At 62.6% G+C, this 14,878-nt stretch carries 15 protein-coding genes and 1 tRNA gene; all 16 read right to left on the bottom strand.

Annotation, left to right across the window (positions count from 1 at the left end; translation table 11 throughout):
- Positions 1–18: 18 nt before the first annotated feature.
- Complete coding sequence (nuoL, locus tag EYW47_RS35935; protein WP_133199558.1) at positions 19–2,055, bottom strand: NADH-quinone oxidoreductase subunit L; 2,037 nt, start codon at positions 2,053–2,055, stop codon at positions 19–21.
- 12 nt (positions 2,056–2,067) lie between these two features.
- Positions 2,068–2,373 carry an NADH-quinone oxidoreductase subunit NuoK gene (nuoK, locus tag EYW47_RS35930; protein WP_006052894.1) on the bottom strand — a complete coding sequence of 102 codons (306 nt, stop codon included), beginning with the start codon at positions 2,371–2,373 and terminating at the stop codon, positions 2,068–2,070.
- Between the two features lie 20 nt (positions 2,374–2,393).
- The gene (locus EYW47_RS35925) at positions 2,394–3,077 is read right to left on the bottom strand and encodes an NADH-quinone oxidoreductase subunit J (RefSeq protein ID WP_133199557.1); all 684 of its coding nucleotides are present in this window, start codon (positions 3,075–3,077) and stop codon (positions 2,394–2,396) included.
- Between the two features lie 174 nt (positions 3,078–3,251).
- Complete coding sequence (gene nuoI / locus EYW47_RS35920; RefSeq protein WP_133199556.1) at positions 3,252–3,740, bottom strand: NADH-quinone oxidoreductase subunit NuoI; 489 nt, start codon at positions 3,738–3,740, stop codon at positions 3,252–3,254.
- 12 nt (positions 3,741–3,752) lie between these two features.
- A complete protein-coding gene (gene nuoH, locus EYW47_RS35915) occupies positions 3,753–4,817 on the bottom strand; it encodes an NADH-quinone oxidoreductase subunit NuoH (protein WP_133199555.1) in 1,065 nt (354 codons plus the stop codon).
- Positions 4,818–7,151: an NADH-quinone oxidoreductase subunit NuoG gene (nuoG, locus tag EYW47_RS35910; RefSeq protein ID WP_133199554.1), complete on the bottom strand. Its 2,334-nt coding sequence runs from the start codon at positions 7,149–7,151 to the stop codon at positions 4,818–4,820.
- 109 nt (positions 7,152–7,260) lie between these two features.
- Complete coding sequence (nuoF, locus tag EYW47_RS35905) at positions 7,261–8,589, bottom strand: NADH-quinone oxidoreductase subunit NuoF (RefSeq protein WP_133199553.1); 1,329 nt, start codon at positions 8,587–8,589, stop codon at positions 7,261–7,263.
- Complete coding sequence (nuoE, locus tag EYW47_RS35900; protein ID WP_028218515.1) at positions 8,586–9,071, bottom strand: NADH-quinone oxidoreductase subunit NuoE; 486 nt, start codon at positions 9,069–9,071, stop codon at positions 8,586–8,588. Before nuoE ends, nuoF begins: the two co-directional genes overlap by 4 nt.
- A 152-nt stretch (positions 9,072–9,223) precedes the next feature.
- Positions 9,224–10,477: an NADH-quinone oxidoreductase subunit D gene (locus EYW47_RS35895; protein ID WP_133199552.1), complete on the bottom strand. Its 1,254-nt coding sequence runs from the start codon at positions 10,475–10,477 to the stop codon at positions 9,224–9,226.
- A 9-nt stretch (positions 10,478–10,486) separates the two neighbouring features.
- Positions 10,487–11,092, bottom strand: coding sequence for an NADH-quinone oxidoreductase subunit C (locus EYW47_RS35890; RefSeq protein ID WP_133199551.1), 606 nt, complete (start codon positions 11,090–11,092; stop codon positions 10,487–10,489).
- Positions 11,093–11,114: 22 nt separating this feature from the next.
- Positions 11,115–11,594 (bottom strand): NuoB/complex I 20 kDa subunit family protein, encoded by a 480-nt coding sequence (locus EYW47_RS35885; RefSeq protein WP_027819582.1) that lies wholly within the window; start codon positions 11,592–11,594, stop codon positions 11,115–11,117.
- Positions 11,595–11,666: 72 nt separating this feature from the next.
- A complete protein-coding gene (locus EYW47_RS35880) occupies positions 11,667–12,026 on the bottom strand; it encodes an NADH-quinone oxidoreductase subunit A (protein ID WP_133199550.1) in 360 nt (119 codons plus the stop codon).
- A 161-nt stretch (positions 12,027–12,187) separates the two neighbouring features.
- Positions 12,188–12,272, bottom strand: a tRNA-Leu gene (locus EYW47_RS35875).
- Positions 12,273–12,383: 111 nt separating this feature from the next.
- Positions 12,384–12,782 carry a preprotein translocase subunit SecG gene (secG, locus tag EYW47_RS35870; RefSeq protein WP_133199549.1) on the bottom strand — a complete coding sequence of 133 codons (399 nt, stop codon included), beginning with the start codon at positions 12,780–12,782 and terminating at the stop codon, positions 12,384–12,386.
- Positions 12,783–12,883: 101 nt separating this feature from the next.
- Entirely contained in the window at positions 12,884–13,666 is a 783-nt protein-coding gene (gene tpiA, locus EYW47_RS35865; protein ID WP_133199548.1) for a triose-phosphate isomerase, read from the bottom strand.
- Between the two features lie 180 nt (positions 13,667–13,846).
- Positions 13,847–14,863 (bottom strand): NAD(P)H-quinone oxidoreductase, encoded by a 1,017-nt coding sequence (locus EYW47_RS35860; protein WP_133199547.1) that lies wholly within the window; start codon positions 14,861–14,863, stop codon positions 13,847–13,849.
- Between the last annotated feature and the right edge of the window lie 15 nt (positions 14,864–14,878).

Raw genomic sequence — 14,878 nt, 5'->3', positions numbered from 1 at the left:
GTTTTTTTCCTCGCCTTCTTATTTGCCGCCGAGCGTTACAAACAGGGTAAGGAGGCCAAGCATGCCAATGATCATGGCAAATGCGTAGTGGTAGATATAGCCGGATTGCAGGAAACGAATCACCGTTGCAAACCAGCCGATAAACTTGGCGCTCCCGTTGACGACGCCGTCGATCACGACGACATCACCTTCCTTCCACAGACCACGACCGATAGCAACGGCTCCGCGCGCGAAGACGATTTCGTTGATCTTGTCGAGGTAATACGCGTTTGCCAGCAGCTTGTAGACTGGCGAAAACGTGCGCGACACGACAGCCGGCAGATCCGGGCGCTTCATGTAGAAGAACCACGCCACGATCACACCCGCGAGTGCGAGCCACACCGGCAGACCCGAGAGCGCATGCGCGCCCATCGCGGCCCAGCCATGGAATTCTTCGCCGATCTCGGCCACCGCCGGATGGTTCTGGCCGATGAAGATGACGTCCTGGAACGCCACGCCGTGCGAGAAGAAACCACCGTAAAGCAACGGCTGGATCGCGTATGCACCGGCAATCACCGAAGGAATCGCGAGCAGGACCAGCGGCACCCAGATCACCCACGGCGACTCGTGCGGCACATGCACATGGTGCTCGTCGTGGCCGTGATGCGACGCGGCTTCCGCGCCCATCGGCGAGTCGGGATGCTTCGGACCGCGGAAGCGCTCTTCACCGTGGAACACGAGGAAGTACATGCGGAACGAGTACAGGGCCGTCACGAAAACGCTCGCGACCACGGCGAAATAAGCGAAACCCGAACCGGCCAGGTGCGAGGCCTTCACCGCCTCGATGATCGAGTCCTTCGAGTAGAAGCCCGAGAAGAACGGCGTGCCGATCAGCGCGAGCGAGCCGACGAGCGACGTGATCCACGTGATGGGCATGTACTTGCGCAGGCCACCCATGTTGCGCATGTCCTGATCATGGTGCATGCCGATGATGACCGAGCCCGCGCCGAGGAACAGCAGCGCCTTGAAGAACGCGTGCGTCATCAGGTGGAAGATCGCGACCGGATAGGCCGAGACGCCGAGCGCCACGGTCATGTAGCCGAGCTGCGAGAGCGTGGAGTATGCGACCACACGCTTGATGTCGTTCTGCACGACGCCAAGGAAGCCCATGAAGAGCGCGGTAATCGCGCCAATCACGACGATGAACGAGAGCGCGGCGTCCGAGAGCTCGAACAGCGGCGACATGCGCGCGACCATGAAGATACCGGCCGTCACCATGGTGGCGGCGTGGATCAGTGCCGAGATCGGCGTCGGGCCTTCCATCGAGTCCGGCAGCCAGACGTGCAGCGGGAACTGCGCCGACTTGCCCATCGCGCCGATGAACAAGCAGATGCACGCCACCGTGAGCAGGTTCCACGAGGTGCCCGGGAACGTCAGCGCCGCGATTTCGTGGCCCTTCGCGAACACGTCGTTGTAGTTGAGCGAGCCGCCGTACGCGAGCAAAAGACCAATGCCCAGCAGGAAGCCGAAGTCACCCACGCGGTTCACGAGGAACGCCTTCATGTTCGCGTAGATGGCGCTTTCACGCTTGAAGTAGAAGCCGATCAGCAGGTACGAGACGAGGCCCACCGCTTCCCAGCCGAAGAACAGCTGCAGGAAGTTGTTGCTCATCACGAGCATCAGCATCGAGAACGTGAAGAGCGCGATGTACGAGAAGAAGCGCTGGTAGCCCTCTTCGTCCGCCATGTAGCCGATCGTGTAGATGTGCACCATCAGGGACACGAAGGTCACGATGACCATCATGAGCGCCGTCAACGAGTCGATCAGGAAGCCGACTTCGAACTTCAGGCCGCCAACCGACATCCATTCGTAGACGGTCGCGTTGAAGCTCGCGCCGTTCATCACGTCGAACAGCGTAATGCACGAGAGCACGAACGCAATCGCGACGCCAAGAATGGTGACCGTATGCGCGCCCGCGCGCCCCACCGTCTTGCCAAACAAACCGGCAATGAGAGAACCGGCGAGAGGGGCCAGCGGTACCGCCAGCAATAAGGTTTCGTTGAGTGTCGTTGCCATATACAGCCTGCCTTAGCCTTTGAGCTGATCGAGGTCCTCGACATTGATCGTGTCGAGGCTGCGGAACAGAGTCACAAGAATAGCCAGACCAATCGCGGCTTCCGCTGCCGCAACAGTTAGCACGAAGAACACGAAAATCTGTCCGTGAACGTCACCGAGGTAATGCGAGAACGCGACGAAGTTCGTGTTCACCGCTAACAACATCAGCTCAATCGCCATCAGGATGATGATGACGTTGCGCCGATTGAGAAAAATGCCAACGATCGAGATCGCAAAGAGGATCGCGCCGAGGACGAGATAATGGGCCAGGGTCAACATGTCGATTCGCTCCTTCGCGCTTAGCTCTTCGCCGCCGGCGTGGCGCCTGGTGCGGCGGGAGCCGCTTCGGCCTCCACGGCCTCGGGCGTTTCCGGCACTTCCACGACGGCTTGCATCTTCACGAGGCGCACGCGGTCCTCACGACGCACGCGGACCTGCTTCGAAACGTTCTGACGCTTCGCATCCTTGGGCTCGCGCACCGTCAGCGAAATGGCCGCGACGATCGCCACCAGCAGCACGAGGCCGGCAATTTCGAATGCGAAGATGTAGTCGGTATAGATGATCTTGCCGATCAGGTGCGTATTCGACACCGATGCGACAGCCGCGGCCGAGGTGTCCGGCACCGGCGAGGTGGTCGCGCCGTAGCCGTGCCACAGGATCAACGCGGTCTCGAGCACGATGATCGCGCCCACGATGGTCGCCACCGGAATGAAGCGCTTGAAGTCGCGGCTCAGCACGTCGATGTTGATGTCCAGCATCATCACCACGAACAGGAACAGCACCATCACCGCGCCCACGTAGACGAGCACCAGCAGGATCGCAAGGAATTCGGCCTCGAGCAGCATCCACACCGCGGCCGCGTTGAAGAACGCGAGCACGAGGAAGAGCGCGGACGAGACAGGATTGCGCGAGGTGATCACCTTCAGCCCTGATAGCGTGAGCAACAGCGCGAAGATGTAGAACAGGACGGTCGTGAATTCCATGATTACTGGTTCATCGTTGAGGCCATCGTAAGGCGGATTGCGCGGCACAGACTGGCGGCCAGACCAGGGAGCGTCGCGCCGCGGTTCACAGGCTGCGGCTTCGCGGTGTTTTCAGGCACACGCGTTCCCCGCAGCCGGCCCGAACCGCGGGCCGATGCAGCGTCAAACTGAAGATCAACGGTACGGTGCATCTGCTGCCTTGTTTGCCGCGATCTGCGCTTCGTAGCGGTCGCCCACGGCCAGCAGCATTTCCTTCGTGAAATACAGATCGCCGCGCTTCTCGCCGTGATACTCGAGAATGTGCGTCTCGACAATCGAGTCGACCGGGCAGCTCTCTTCGCAAAAACCGCAGAAAATGCACTTGGTCAGGTCGATGTCGTAGCGCGTCGTGCGGCGCGTGTTGTCTTCGCGCACTTCCGACTCGATCGTGATGGCGAGCGCGGGGCACACGGCCTCGCACAGCTTGCACGCGATGCAGCGCTCTTCGCCGTTTTCGTAGCGGCGCAGCGCGTGCAGGCCACGAAAGCGCGGCGAGATCGGGGTCTTCTCTTCCGGGAACTGCACCGTGAACTTGCGCTTGAAGGCGTAACGGCCAGTCAGCGCGAGGCCCTTGAGCAGCTCGGTCAGGAAGAACGTCTTGAAGAAGTTTTGGATAGCGGTCATTTCGTCGCCCCCTTATTTCCAGATGCTCAGCGGCGACATATACCAGAAGCCGATCACGATCAGCCACACGACGCACACCGGAATGAATATCTTCCAGCCAAGACGCATGATCTGGTCATAGCGGTAGCGCGGGAACGTCGCACGCGCCCAGATGAACACCGACAGGAGACAGAAAACCTTCAGCACCAGCCAGAATACTCCCGGGATGAAATCGAGGAAGCCAAACGGTGCACTCCAGCCGCCGAGGAACAGCACGGAAGCCAGCGCCGAGATCACGATCATGTTGATGTACTCGGCGAGGAAGAAGAGCGCGAAGCCCATACCCGAGTAATCGACCATGTGGCCCGCGACGATCTCCGACTCCCCTTCCACCACGTCGAACGGGTGGCGGTTCGTTTCGGCGATGCCCGAGATGAAGTAGACGACGAACATCGGCAAGAGCGGCAGCCAGTTCCACGAGAGGAACGTGATGCCCCAGTTCGCAAACATGCCGCGCATCTGCCCTTCGACGATGTCCGAGAGGTTCAGGCTGCCCGAAACCATCAGCACCACGACGAGCGCGAAGCCCATCGCGATTTCATACGAGACCATCTGCGCCGCAGCGCGCATCGCACCGAGGAACGCGTATTTCGAGTTCGATGCCCAGCCCGCGAGAATCACGCCGTACACGCCGAAGGACGAAATCGCCATCACGTAGAGCAGACCCGCGTTGATGTTGCCGAGCACCGCGCCCGCCTGGAACGGAATCACCGCCCAGACCGCGAAGGCCGGCACCACCACCATGATCGGCGCGACCATGTAGACCCAGCGGCTCGCCTGGGTCGGCTGGATGACTTCCTTGAGCAGCAGCTTCAGCACGTCGGCGATCGGCTGCAACAGCCCCGCGGGGCCGACGCGGTTCGGGCCGAGACGCACGTGCATCCAGCCGATCAGCTTGCGCTCCCACAGGATCAGGTACGCCACGCACAGCAGGATCACCACCGCGACGACGAGAATACGCACCAGCGCCCAGACGGTGGGCCACGCCACGCCGAGCAACTGGCTGCCGCCTGCATTGATCGTATCGAACAAGCTCATTTACGCCTTCTCCACCAGCAGTTCACCGAACAGGCTGCCGAGCTGTGCAGCGGCCGGCGTTGCCGCCGACACGCGCACCACCGTCGGCGCAAGATTCGCATCGCGCGTCGCGGGCGCGCTCACCGACAGCTCGCCCTGGCGCACGCGCACGGCGTCGCCTTCCTTCAGGCCGAGTTGGTCGAAGAGCGCAGCCGGCAGGCCGATGGCGTTCGCCACGCGGGCCGCCGTCGTGAGCTGCAGCGCTTCGCCGCGGCGCACGAGTTGATCGGCGCGATAGATGGGCACGTCGGAGATGCGCTCGAAGCGGCCATCGGCGGCCTTCGCGAGATTGCCGCGCGTGACTTGCGCCGCGACCTTGTTCGACAGACGCGCTGCGAAGCTGCCGTCGCCGAGCGCCTTGCGGCGCACGTCTTCCGACGTCTCGTACTCGAAGCCCTGCGCACCGAGCAGCGTGCCGAGCACGCGCAGGACCTTCCAGGCCGGACGCGTCTCGCCGAACGGACGCACGACGCCGTTGAACGTCTGCGCCGTGCCTTCGGCGTTGACGAACGTGCCCGAGGTTTCCGTGAACGGCGCGATGGGCAGCAGCACGTCGGCGTAGTCGAGGCCCGTCTTGAACGGCGAGAACACGGCGACCATCTCGGCCTGCGCGAGCGCGGCGCGCGCGGCGGCCGGGTTGGCCGTGTCGAATTCAGGCTCGATGTTGAACAGCAGATAACCCTTGCGCGGCTGGTCGAACACTTCGCGAGCGTTCAGGCCGTCGCGACCAGGCAGTGCGCCCACGAGGTGTGCGCCGACCGTGTTGGCGGCTTCCGTGAGGAAGCCAAGCGTGGCACCCGTCGTTTCCGCAATGAACTGCGCTGCGGCGTGCAGACGCGAGAATTCCGGATGCTGGACGGCGCCGTTGCCGAGCAGCACGAAGCGGCGCTCTCCATTCGCCAGCGATGCGGCCACCTGCTTCGCTGCGTCGTTCGCCTGTGCGCCCGCGAAACCTTCCGGCAGCGCGACACCCTTCGCCGCGGCGGCAGCGGCGGCGATCAAAGCAAGCTCGTCGAGCCATGCCGACGGCGCGGCGACGATGCGTTGTGCATTCGGGATCAGCGAGCCGTCAGCCGACGCCTGCAGGAACGAGACCTGCGCGCCGCCCTTGGCAGCCTGGCGCAGACGCGCGGCGAGCAGCGCGTGATCGCGGCGCAAGAACGAGCCGATCACGAACGCCGAGTCGGCATACGAGAGCTCGGCGATCTTGGCGCCGAGCCACGGCGCACCCTCGAGCGGCGCCGAGAAGTCGTTCTGACGCAGGCGGAAGTCCACGTTCGGCGTGCCGATCGCGTCCGCGAACTGCTTCGCGAGATAGAGCTCTTCGGCCGTGCTGTGCGGGCTCGCGAGCAGCGCGAGCTGGTTCTCGCCGTGCTCGTCGCTGATGCCCTTGATGCCCTTCACCACGTACTCGAGCGCGGTCTGCCAGTCGGTCTCGACCCACTGGCCGCCCTGCTTGATCATCGGGCGCGTGAGGCGGTCTTCGGCATTCAGGCCTTCGTACGAGAAGCGGTCCTTGTCCGAGATCCAGCACTCGTTGATGGCTTCGTTCTCGAACGGCAGCACGCGCATCACGCGGTTGTTCTTCACCTGCACGACGAGGTTCGCACCCGTCGAGTCGTGCGGGCTCACCGACTTGCGGCGCGAGAGTTCCCACGTGCGCGCGGAGAAGCGGAACGGCTTGCTCGTGAGCGCACCGACCGGGCACAGGTCGATCATGTTGCCCGAGAGCTCCGAGTCCACCGTCTTGCCGACGAACGAAGTGATTTCCGAATGCTGGCCGCGGCCGAGCATGCCGAGCTCCATCACGCCGGCGATTTCGTCGCCGAAGCGCACACAGCGCGTGCAGTGAATGCAGCGCGTCATCTCTTCCATCGAGATGAGCGGACCGACATTCTTGTGGAAGACGACGCGCTTTTCTTCGCTGTAGCGCGACGCCGACTTGCCGTAGCCGACCGCCAGATCCTGCAGCTGGCATTCGCCGCCCTGATCGCAGATCGGGCAGTCGAGCGGATGGTTGATCAGCAGGAATTCCATCACGGCTTGCTGGCCCTGCACGGCCTTGTCCGACATCGTGCGCACGACCATGCCTTGCGACACCGGCGTCGCGCACGCGGGCACGGCCTTCGGCATCTTCTCGACGTCGACGAGACACATCCGGCAGTTGGCCGCGATGGACAGCTTCTTGTGATAGCAGAAGTGCGGAATGTACGTGTCGACCCGCTGCGCAGCCTGGATCACCATGCTGCCCTCGGGCACCTGCACCTTCTTGCCGTCTATTTCAAGTTCAACCATGATGGTTAATCGTCCCTAACCTGTTACCGCTCAATTTCACAGCGGTCTACCCCGTTGCGTTCCGCCACGCGGTTCGCGCCCAACACGCCGTTACCTTGCAACCCGCCCGTCAGGCGGCCACCGTTTCCGAGGCCGCGTGCGAGCCGGCATGTCCGCCGACGAGGCAACGCTTGTTGTGCACGTGATATTCAAATTCGTCCCAGTAATGCTTGAGCATGCCGCGCACCGGCATGGCCGCCGCGTCGCCGAGCGCGCAGATCGTCCGGCCCATGATGTTGCCCGCCACCGAGTTCAGCAGATCCAGGTCTTCCTGGCGGCCCTCGCCGTGCTCGATGCGGTTCACGACGCGATACAGCCAGCCCGTGCCTTCGCGGCACGGCGTGCACTGGCCGCACGACTCTTCATAGTAGAAGTACGACAGGCGCAGCAGCGAGCGCACCATGCAGCGTGTCTCGTCCATGACGATGACCGCGCCCGAGCCGAGCATCGAGCCCTGCTTGGCGATGGAGTCATAGTCCATGTCGGTCTGCATCATCAGGTCGCCCGGAATGACCGGCGCCGACGATCCACCCGGAATCACGGCCTTGAGCTTCTTGCCGCCACGCACACCGCCGGCCAGCTCCATGAGCGTGGCGAACGGCGTGCCGAGCGGAATTTCGTAGTTGCCCGGACGCTCCACGTCACCCGAGATCGAGAAGATCTTGGTGCCGCCGTTGTTCGGCTTGCCGAGCTCCATGTACGTCTGCGGACCGACGCTCAACAGGAACGGCACCGCGGCAAAGGTCTCGGTGTTGTTGATCGTGGTGGGCTTGCCGTACACGCCGAAGCTCGCCGGGAACGGCGGCTTGAAGCGCGGCTGGCCCTTCTTGCCCTCGAGCGACTCGAGCAGCGCCGTTTCTTCGCCGCAGATGTACGCGCCATAACCGTGGTGCGCGTGCAGCTGGAACGAGAAGTCCGTGCCGAGAATGTTGTCGCCGAGATAGCCCGCCTGGCGCGCTTCTTCAAGCGCCGCCTCAAAGCGGCGATAGACCTCGAAAATCTCGCCGTGGATGTAGTTGTAGCCCACGGTGATACCCATCGCGTACGCGCCGATGGCCATGCCTTCGATCACCGAATGCGGATTCCAGCGCAGGATGTCGCGGTCCTTGAACGTGCCCGGCTCGCCTTCGTCCGAGTTGCAGACGAGGTACTTCTGGCCCGGGAACTGACGCGGCATGAAGCTCCACTTCAGGCCCGTCGGGAAGCCCGCGCCGCCGCGGCCACGCAGGCCGCCAGCCTTCACGTCGGCAATGACCTGCTCGGGCGTGATCTTCTCTTCGAGGATGCGGCGCAGCTGCTTGTAGCCGCCACGCGCGACGTAATCTTCGAGATGCCAGTTCTCGCCGTTCAGGCCCGCGAGAATCAGGGGTTTGATGTGACGGTCGTGCAACGAAGTCATTTCGAAAGCTCCTCGAGCAACTGGTCGATCTTCTCGCGGCTCATGAAGCTGCACATGCGATGGTTGTTCACGAGCAGCACCGACGCGTCACCGCATGCCCCCATGCACTCGCCTTCTTTCAGTGTGAATTTGCCGTCGGGCGTGGTTTCGCCGAAGTCGATACCGAGCTTCTGCTTCAGATAGTCGGCGGTAGCTTCCGCGCCGCCATCCGGGCCGAGCTGGCACGGCAGATTCGTGCAGAGCGTGATCTTGTACTTGCCGACCGGGCGGGTCTCGAACATCGTATAGAAGGTGGCGACTTCCTGGACCGCGACAGGCGGCATGCCGAGGTAGTCGGCCACGAACTGCATGAGTTCGGGCGACAGCCAGCCATGCTCTTCCTGAGCCACGGCCAAAGCCGCCATCACGGCGGACTGTTTCTGATCGGCGGGGTACTTCGTCAACGCGCGATCGATTTCTTTCAGGCCTTCAGCTGAGATCATTTTCAGACACGACTCTTTCATTTCCTACCGTTGCAATTCCCGCCACACAAACACCCACCGCGCGTTAGCCTACCTGCTCGCTGCGACAGACGTGGCGTTCCCGGTATTTCGCCGTGCACCCTTGTTGACCGGGCGCACAGGCAGCTTGCTGCTTAGCGGTCGATTTCGCCGAACACGATGTCCTGCGTGCCGATGATCGTGACCGCGTCGGCAATCATGTGACCGCGCGCCATTTCATCGAGCGCGGACAGATGGGCGTAACCCGGCGCGCGAATCTTCAGACGATACGGCTTGTTCGCGCCATCCGACACCAGGTAGATGCCGAATTCACCCTTCGGATGCTCCACGGCTGCGTAGGCCTCGCCTTCGGGCACGTGGAAACCTTCGGTGAAGAGCTTGAAGTGGTGAATCAGCTCTTCCATGTTCGACTTCATGTTCACTCGCGACGGCGGCGCAACCTTGTGATTGTCGATCATCACGGGGCCGGGATTCTTGCGCAGCCACTCAATGCACTGTTTCGCAATGCGAGTGGATTGACGCATTTCCTCGACGCGCACGAGATAACGGTCGTAGCAGTCGCCGTTCACGCCCACCGGGATGTCGAAATCCATTTGGTCGTAGACCTCGTAGGGCTGCTTCTTGCGCAGGTCCCACTCGATGCCCGAGCCACGCAGCATCGCGCCGGTCAGGCCCAGCTGCATGGCGCGCTCCGGGCTCACCACGCCTATGCCCACGAGACGCTGCTTCCAGATGCGGTTGTCGGTGAGGAGCGTTTCGTACTCGTCGACGCAACCGGGGAAGCGCGTGAAGAAGTCGTCGATGAAGTCCAGCAGCGAGCCCTGGCGCGCCTCGTTCATCCTGGCGAGCGCCTTCTCGTTGTGGATCTTCGAAGCCTTGTATTGCGGCATGGCGTCGGGCAAGTCGCGGTACACGCCGCCCGGACGATAGTAGGCCGCATGCATGCGCGCGCCCGAGACCGCCTCATAGACGTCCATCAGGTCTTCGCGCTCGCGGAACGCGTAGAGGAACACCGCCATCGCGCCCACGTCGAGCGCGTGCGAGCCGATCCACATCAGGTGATTGAGAACGCGCGTGATTTCGTCGAACAGCACGCGGATGTACTTCGCGCGCACCGGCACCTCGATGCCGAGCAGCTTCTCGATCGCGAGCACATAGCCGTGCTCGTTGACCATCATCGACACGTAGTCGAGACGGTCCATGTACGGCACCGACTGGATGAACGTCTTGTTCTCGGCGAGCTTTTCCGTCGCGCGATGCAGCAGGCCGATGTGCGGATCGGCGCGCTGGATCACCTCGCCGTCGAGCTCGAGCACGAGGCGCAGCACACCGTGCGCTGCCGGGTGCTGCGGGCCGAAGTTGAGCGTGTAGTTCTTGATCTCTGACATGCGACCCTCTTAGTGTTTCCTCAGACCACCGTAGCGATCCTCGCGGATCACGCGCGGCGTGATTTCGCGCGGCTCGATCGTGACCGGCTGATAGACCACGCGCTTCTGCTCCGGGTCGTAACGCATTTCGACGTAGCCCGAGATCGGGAAGTCCTTGCGGAACGGATGGCCGATGAAACCGTAGTCGGTCAGGATGCGGCGCAGGTCGGGGTGGCCTTCGAAGACGATGCCGAACAGGTCGAACGCCTCGCGCTCATACCAGTTGGCCGAATTCCAGATCTCGACGAGCGAGGCGACGATGGGCACGTCGTCGTCCGGCGCGAACACGCGCAGGCGCAGGCGCCAGTTGTTCGTAATCGAGAGCAGATGCGACACCGCCGCGAAGCGCGGGCCTTCCCACGCGCCGTCGCCGAACGTCTGATAGTCGACGCCGCACAGGTCGATCAACTGCTCGAAGCGAAGCGACGGATTGTCGCGGAGCTCCGTGGCCACGCTGAGGTAATCTACTGATTTTATGACCAAGGTCAACTCACCAAGCGCTTCGGTGAGGCTGACGACGCGAGCACCGAGGGCCGCTTCGAGGTTCGCTTTCAGGGTCTCGAGTTTGCTTGCCATATTCTGGGGAGGCGCTCGGCCTTTATTGACGGGCGATGGTGCTGGTGCGGCGAATCTTCGCCTGCAGCTGGATCACCCCGTACACCAGGGCTTCCGCTGTCGGCGGGCAACCCGGCACATAGACGTCGACCGGCACGATGCGATCACAACCGCGCACGACCGAATACGAATAGTGGTAGTAGCCGCCGCCGTTGGCGCACGACCCCATCGAGATCACCCAGCGCGGCTCGGCCATCTGGTCGTAGACCTTGCGCAGCGCGGGCGCCATCTTGTTGCACAGCGTGCCGGCCACGATCATCACGTCGGACTGGCGCGGGCTCGGGCGGAACACCACACCGAAACGGTCGAGGTCGTAGCGGGCCGCGCCCGCGTGCATCATCTCGACCGCGCAACACGCAAGACCGAACGTCATTGGCCACAGCGAGCCAGTGCGCGTCCAGTTGATCAGCTTGTCAGCCGTGGTGGTGACAAACCCTTCCTTCAAGACCCCTTCGATACTCATGTGCTTTCCACTCCAGACGGACGGCCTGCAGGGTGCCCGCAGTGCCGCCCATGCTATCCGGCGATTAACCCCTTATTCCCAGTCGAGACCGCCCTTCTTCCAGATGTAGGCAAAGCCCAGCAGGAATTCGAGCAGAAACAGCATCATCGACAGGAAACCGGGCCAGCCGATATCGCGCAGGGCAACGCCCCACGGAAACAGGAACGCCGTTTCGAGGTCGAAGATGATGAAGAGAATGGCCACGAGGTAGTACCGTACATCGAACTTCATGCGCGCGTCTTCGAACGCTTCAAAGCCGCACTCGTACGGTGAATCTTTTTCGCTGTTGGGCCGGTTGGGACCGAGGATCTTGCCAATTGAGACCAGCGCTACGCCCAGACCAATACCTACGAGAAGGAACAACAGGACGGGGTAATAGGTAGCGAGATTCAAGGCTATCCTCTATCGGTTGGTTCTGAGGTTCCGCAGGAACTTCAAGTCGCTCTGCGGGAATCACTTTACGTACTTCGCGCTGCGATCGAAACGAACACGACGTATAAAGCAAAAATGCCAGCCGAAGCTGAAGCAAGCGGCTGGCATTTTTTAGATAACATTGGTGCCGACGGCGAGACTCGAACTCGCACAGCTTTCGCCACTACCCCCTCAAGATAGCGTGTCTACCAATTTCACCACGTCGGCACTACATGCAATCCGGGACAACAATTTATTGAAACCCGCGAATCGCTTCAAGACTTAAATTCTAACTTGTTCCCGCTGTTTGTTCAATGCACAAAAACAAGTTTTTCAGAATTATTTCGGCACGTCGTTGCCGGGGTTCGATGCCGCCGCGGCCGGCGCTGCCGCCGGAGCGCTTGCCGTGGAAACCGCAGGAACCGATGCAGCAACTGCAGCCGAAGCAACGACCGGAGCCGCAGCCGTAGCGCCAAGCAAGCCCGCCGAAGGCTTCGAATGATACGACCCCAAGTAAGTTAATGCAAGCGTCGAGACGAAAAACACCGTTGCGAGGGCTGCAGTGGTCCGCGACAGGAAGTTCGCGGAGCCGCTCGCGCCGAACAGGCTGCCGGACGCACCGCTGCCGAACGCGGCACCCATATCGGCGCCCTTGCCGTGCTGCAGCAAAACGAGGCCGATCACCCCGAGCGCCGACAGAATCTGGACGACGATAATCAACGTTTTCAAATACAGCATCACACTCACCTGAGTCCTTGTTGAGCACAGCCTCCCAGGAGGCATGCGCATATGCGGCCGGGCACAGGCCTCGCGCGAGGCGCCATGCCCATGCCTTGTTTTTATCCAGCGACGCTCGCGCCCGCCGCAGCGGCCACGCAAATCGCGAGGAAATCCCCTGCCTTCAGCGCCGCACCACCGATCAGGCCGCCATCGATATCGGCCTGACGGAAGAGCTCCGCCGCATTCTCCGGCTTCACGCTGCCGCCGTACAGCAGCGGCACGTTAGCCACCTGCGCGCCCTTCGCGGCAAGCCGCGCACGCAGGAAAGCGTGAACCTGCTGCGCCTGCTCCGAAGTCGCGCTCTTGCCCGTGCCGATCGCCCAGACCGGCTCGTACGCGACGACGATGCGCGCCGCCTCTTGAACCGACAACGCCGCCAGCACCGCGTCGAGCTGCGCGCCGACCACCTGCTCGGTCGCGCCGCTTTCACGCTCTTCCAGCGTCTCGCCCACGCAGACGATCGGCGTAAGGCCGGCCGCGAGCGCGCGCTGCGCCTTCAGCGCGACGAGCTCGGAGCTTTCGCCGTGGTAAGCGCGACGCTCCGAGTGACCGACGATAGCGAGACCTGCTTCGAAGTCGGCGATCATGCCCGCAGCGACTTCGCCCGTCCAGGCGCCCTGCTCGTGCGCTGACACGTCCTGCGCGCCCCAGACCACCCGGCTGCCGCCAAGCAGAGCCTGAGCCTGCGCAAGATACGGAAACGGCACGCACACGCCAACACGCACATCCGACGGCAGCGCCTGCGCGCCCTGCGCGACGCCTTCGAGCAATGCAGCATTGGCCGCGAGGCGGCCATGCATCTTCCAGTTTCCGACTACGAGCTTCGATCGTTGATTCGTCATTGTTCCGGTTGCTGTTAAAAGCGGACGCAAAACGGAGAATTTTACTGCGTGAAATCGAAGTGGGTCAAACCGGCCCGCTCAGAACACGCAAAAAAGGCGGCAAAAAAGCCCGAAAAATCAAGCATGAACCTGCTGCTGAACCGTACGACCGGCGTACAGCGGGCTTGGCTAGCAGCGTCATCAGGCCGCCTGCCCCCAATCGAGCATGATTTTGCCGACGTGCTCGCTGCTTTCCATCAACGCGTGCGCCTCGGCGGCCTGGGCAGCGGGAAAGACGCGGAATACGACCGGTTTGATCCGGCCCTCTTCGAGTAGCGGCCAAACTTTCGCCTTCAGTTCCTGCGCGATCTGCGCCTTGAACTCGACCGAGCGTGCGCGCAGGGTCGAACCGGTAATCGTCAGGCGCCGGCGCAGGATCTCACCCATGTTGACCTCGGCCTTCGAGCCGCCGAGCGTCGCGATCAGCACGATACGGCCGCCGGTGGCGAGCGCTGAGAGCTCGCGCGGCACATAGCCGCCCGCGACCATGTCGAGGATCACGTCCACGCCGCGGTCATTGGTGAGCGCTTTGACGACTTCCACGAAGTCTTCGGTGCGATAGTTGATCGCACGTTCCGCGCCCAGTTGCTCGCAGGCCCGGCACTTGTCGTCCGACCCCGCGGTCGCGAAGACGCGAAAGCCGAGCGCATGCGCGATCTGGATCGCCGTCACACCGATCCCGCTCGATCCGCCCTGCACGAGCAGGGTTTCGTTCTCACCGCCCTCGCCCTTGCCAAGCAGGGCGCGCTGGAACACGTTGCTCCACACCGTGAAAAAGGTCTCGGGCAACGAAGCCGCTTCGATGTCGGTAAGGCCCTTCGGCACCGGCAGGCACTGACCGAGCGGCGCAACTGCATACTCTGCGTAGCCGCCGCCCGCTATCAGCGCGCACACGCGATCGCCGAGCTTCAGCCCGAACGGATTGTTCTTTTCGTCGATCGTCCCGCCGACGATCTCGCCCGCCACCTCGAGCCCCGGCAGGTCGGAAATGCCTGGCGGCGGCGCGTACGACCCCTTGCGCTGGAACACGTCGGGACGATTCACGCCCGAGGCGCTCACCTTGATCAGCACCTCGCCGGCCTTCGGCTCGGGCATCGGGCGTTCGGTCAGCTTGAGCACGTCCGGCGCACCGAATTCGGTAATCTCAACAGCCTTCATCTCACGTCTCCGTAG

It is taken from the genome of Paraburkholderia silviterrae (genome assembly GCF_004353915.1).
Taxonomy (GTDB): Bacteria; Pseudomonadota; Gammaproteobacteria; order Burkholderiales; family Burkholderiaceae; genus Paraburkholderia; species Paraburkholderia silviterrae.
Note: the sequence above shows the minus strand (reverse complement) of the source record. Positions and strands in the feature narration are given on the sequence as shown.

What these genes read in the sequence shown, in the direction of transcription:
- nuoL (WP_133199558.1), bottom strand. Translation starts at nt 2,055, where the DNA reads ATGGCAACGACACTCAACGAAACCTTATTGCTGGCGGTACCGCTGGCC.
- nuoK (WP_006052894.1), bottom strand. Translation starts at nt 2,373, where the DNA reads ATGTTGACCCTGGCCCATTATCTCGTCCTCGGCGCGATCCTCTTTGCG.
- EYW47_RS35925 (WP_133199557.1), bottom strand. Translation starts at nt 3,077, where the DNA reads ATGGAATTCACGACCGTCCTGTTCTACATCTTCGCGCTGTTGCTCACG.
- nuoI (WP_133199556.1), bottom strand. Translation starts at nt 3,740, where the DNA reads ATGACCGCTATCCAAAACTTCTTCAAGACGTTCTTCCTGACCGAGCTG.
- nuoH (WP_133199555.1), bottom strand. Translation starts at nt 4,817, where the DNA reads ATGAGCTTGTTCGATACGATCAATGCAGGCGGCAGCCAGTTGCTCGGC.
- nuoG (WP_133199554.1), bottom strand. Translation starts at nt 7,151, where the DNA reads ATGGTTGAACTTGAAATAGACGGCAAGAAGGTGCAGGTGCCCGAGGGC.
- nuoF (WP_133199553.1), bottom strand. Translation starts at nt 8,589, where the DNA reads ATGACTTCGTTGCACGACCGTCACATCAAACCCCTGATTCTCGCGGGC.
- nuoE (WP_028218515.1), bottom strand. Translation starts at nt 9,071, where the DNA reads ATGATCTCAGCTGAAGGCCTGAAAGAAATCGATCGCGCGTTGACGAAG.
- EYW47_RS35895 (WP_133199552.1), bottom strand. Translation starts at nt 10,477, where the DNA reads ATGTCAGAGATCAAGAACTACACGCTCAACTTCGGCCCGCAGCACCCG.
- EYW47_RS35890 (WP_133199551.1), bottom strand. Translation starts at nt 11,092, where the DNA reads ATGGCAAGCAAACTCGAGACCCTGAAAGCGAACCTCGAAGCGGCCCTC.
- EYW47_RS35885 (WP_027819582.1), bottom strand. Translation starts at nt 11,594, where the DNA reads ATGAGTATCGAAGGGGTCTTGAAGGAAGGGTTTGTCACCACCACGGCT.
- secG (WP_133199549.1), bottom strand. Translation starts at nt 12,782, where the DNA reads ATGCTGTATTTGAAAACGTTGATTATCGTCGTCCAGATTCTGTCGGCG.
- tpiA (WP_133199548.1), bottom strand. Translation starts at nt 13,666, where the DNA reads ATGACGAATCAACGATCGAAGCTCGTAGTCGGAAACTGGAAGATGCAT.
- EYW47_RS35860 (WP_133199547.1), bottom strand. Translation starts at nt 14,863, where the DNA reads ATGAAGGCTGTTGAGATTACCGAATTCGGTGCGCCGGACGTGCTCAAG.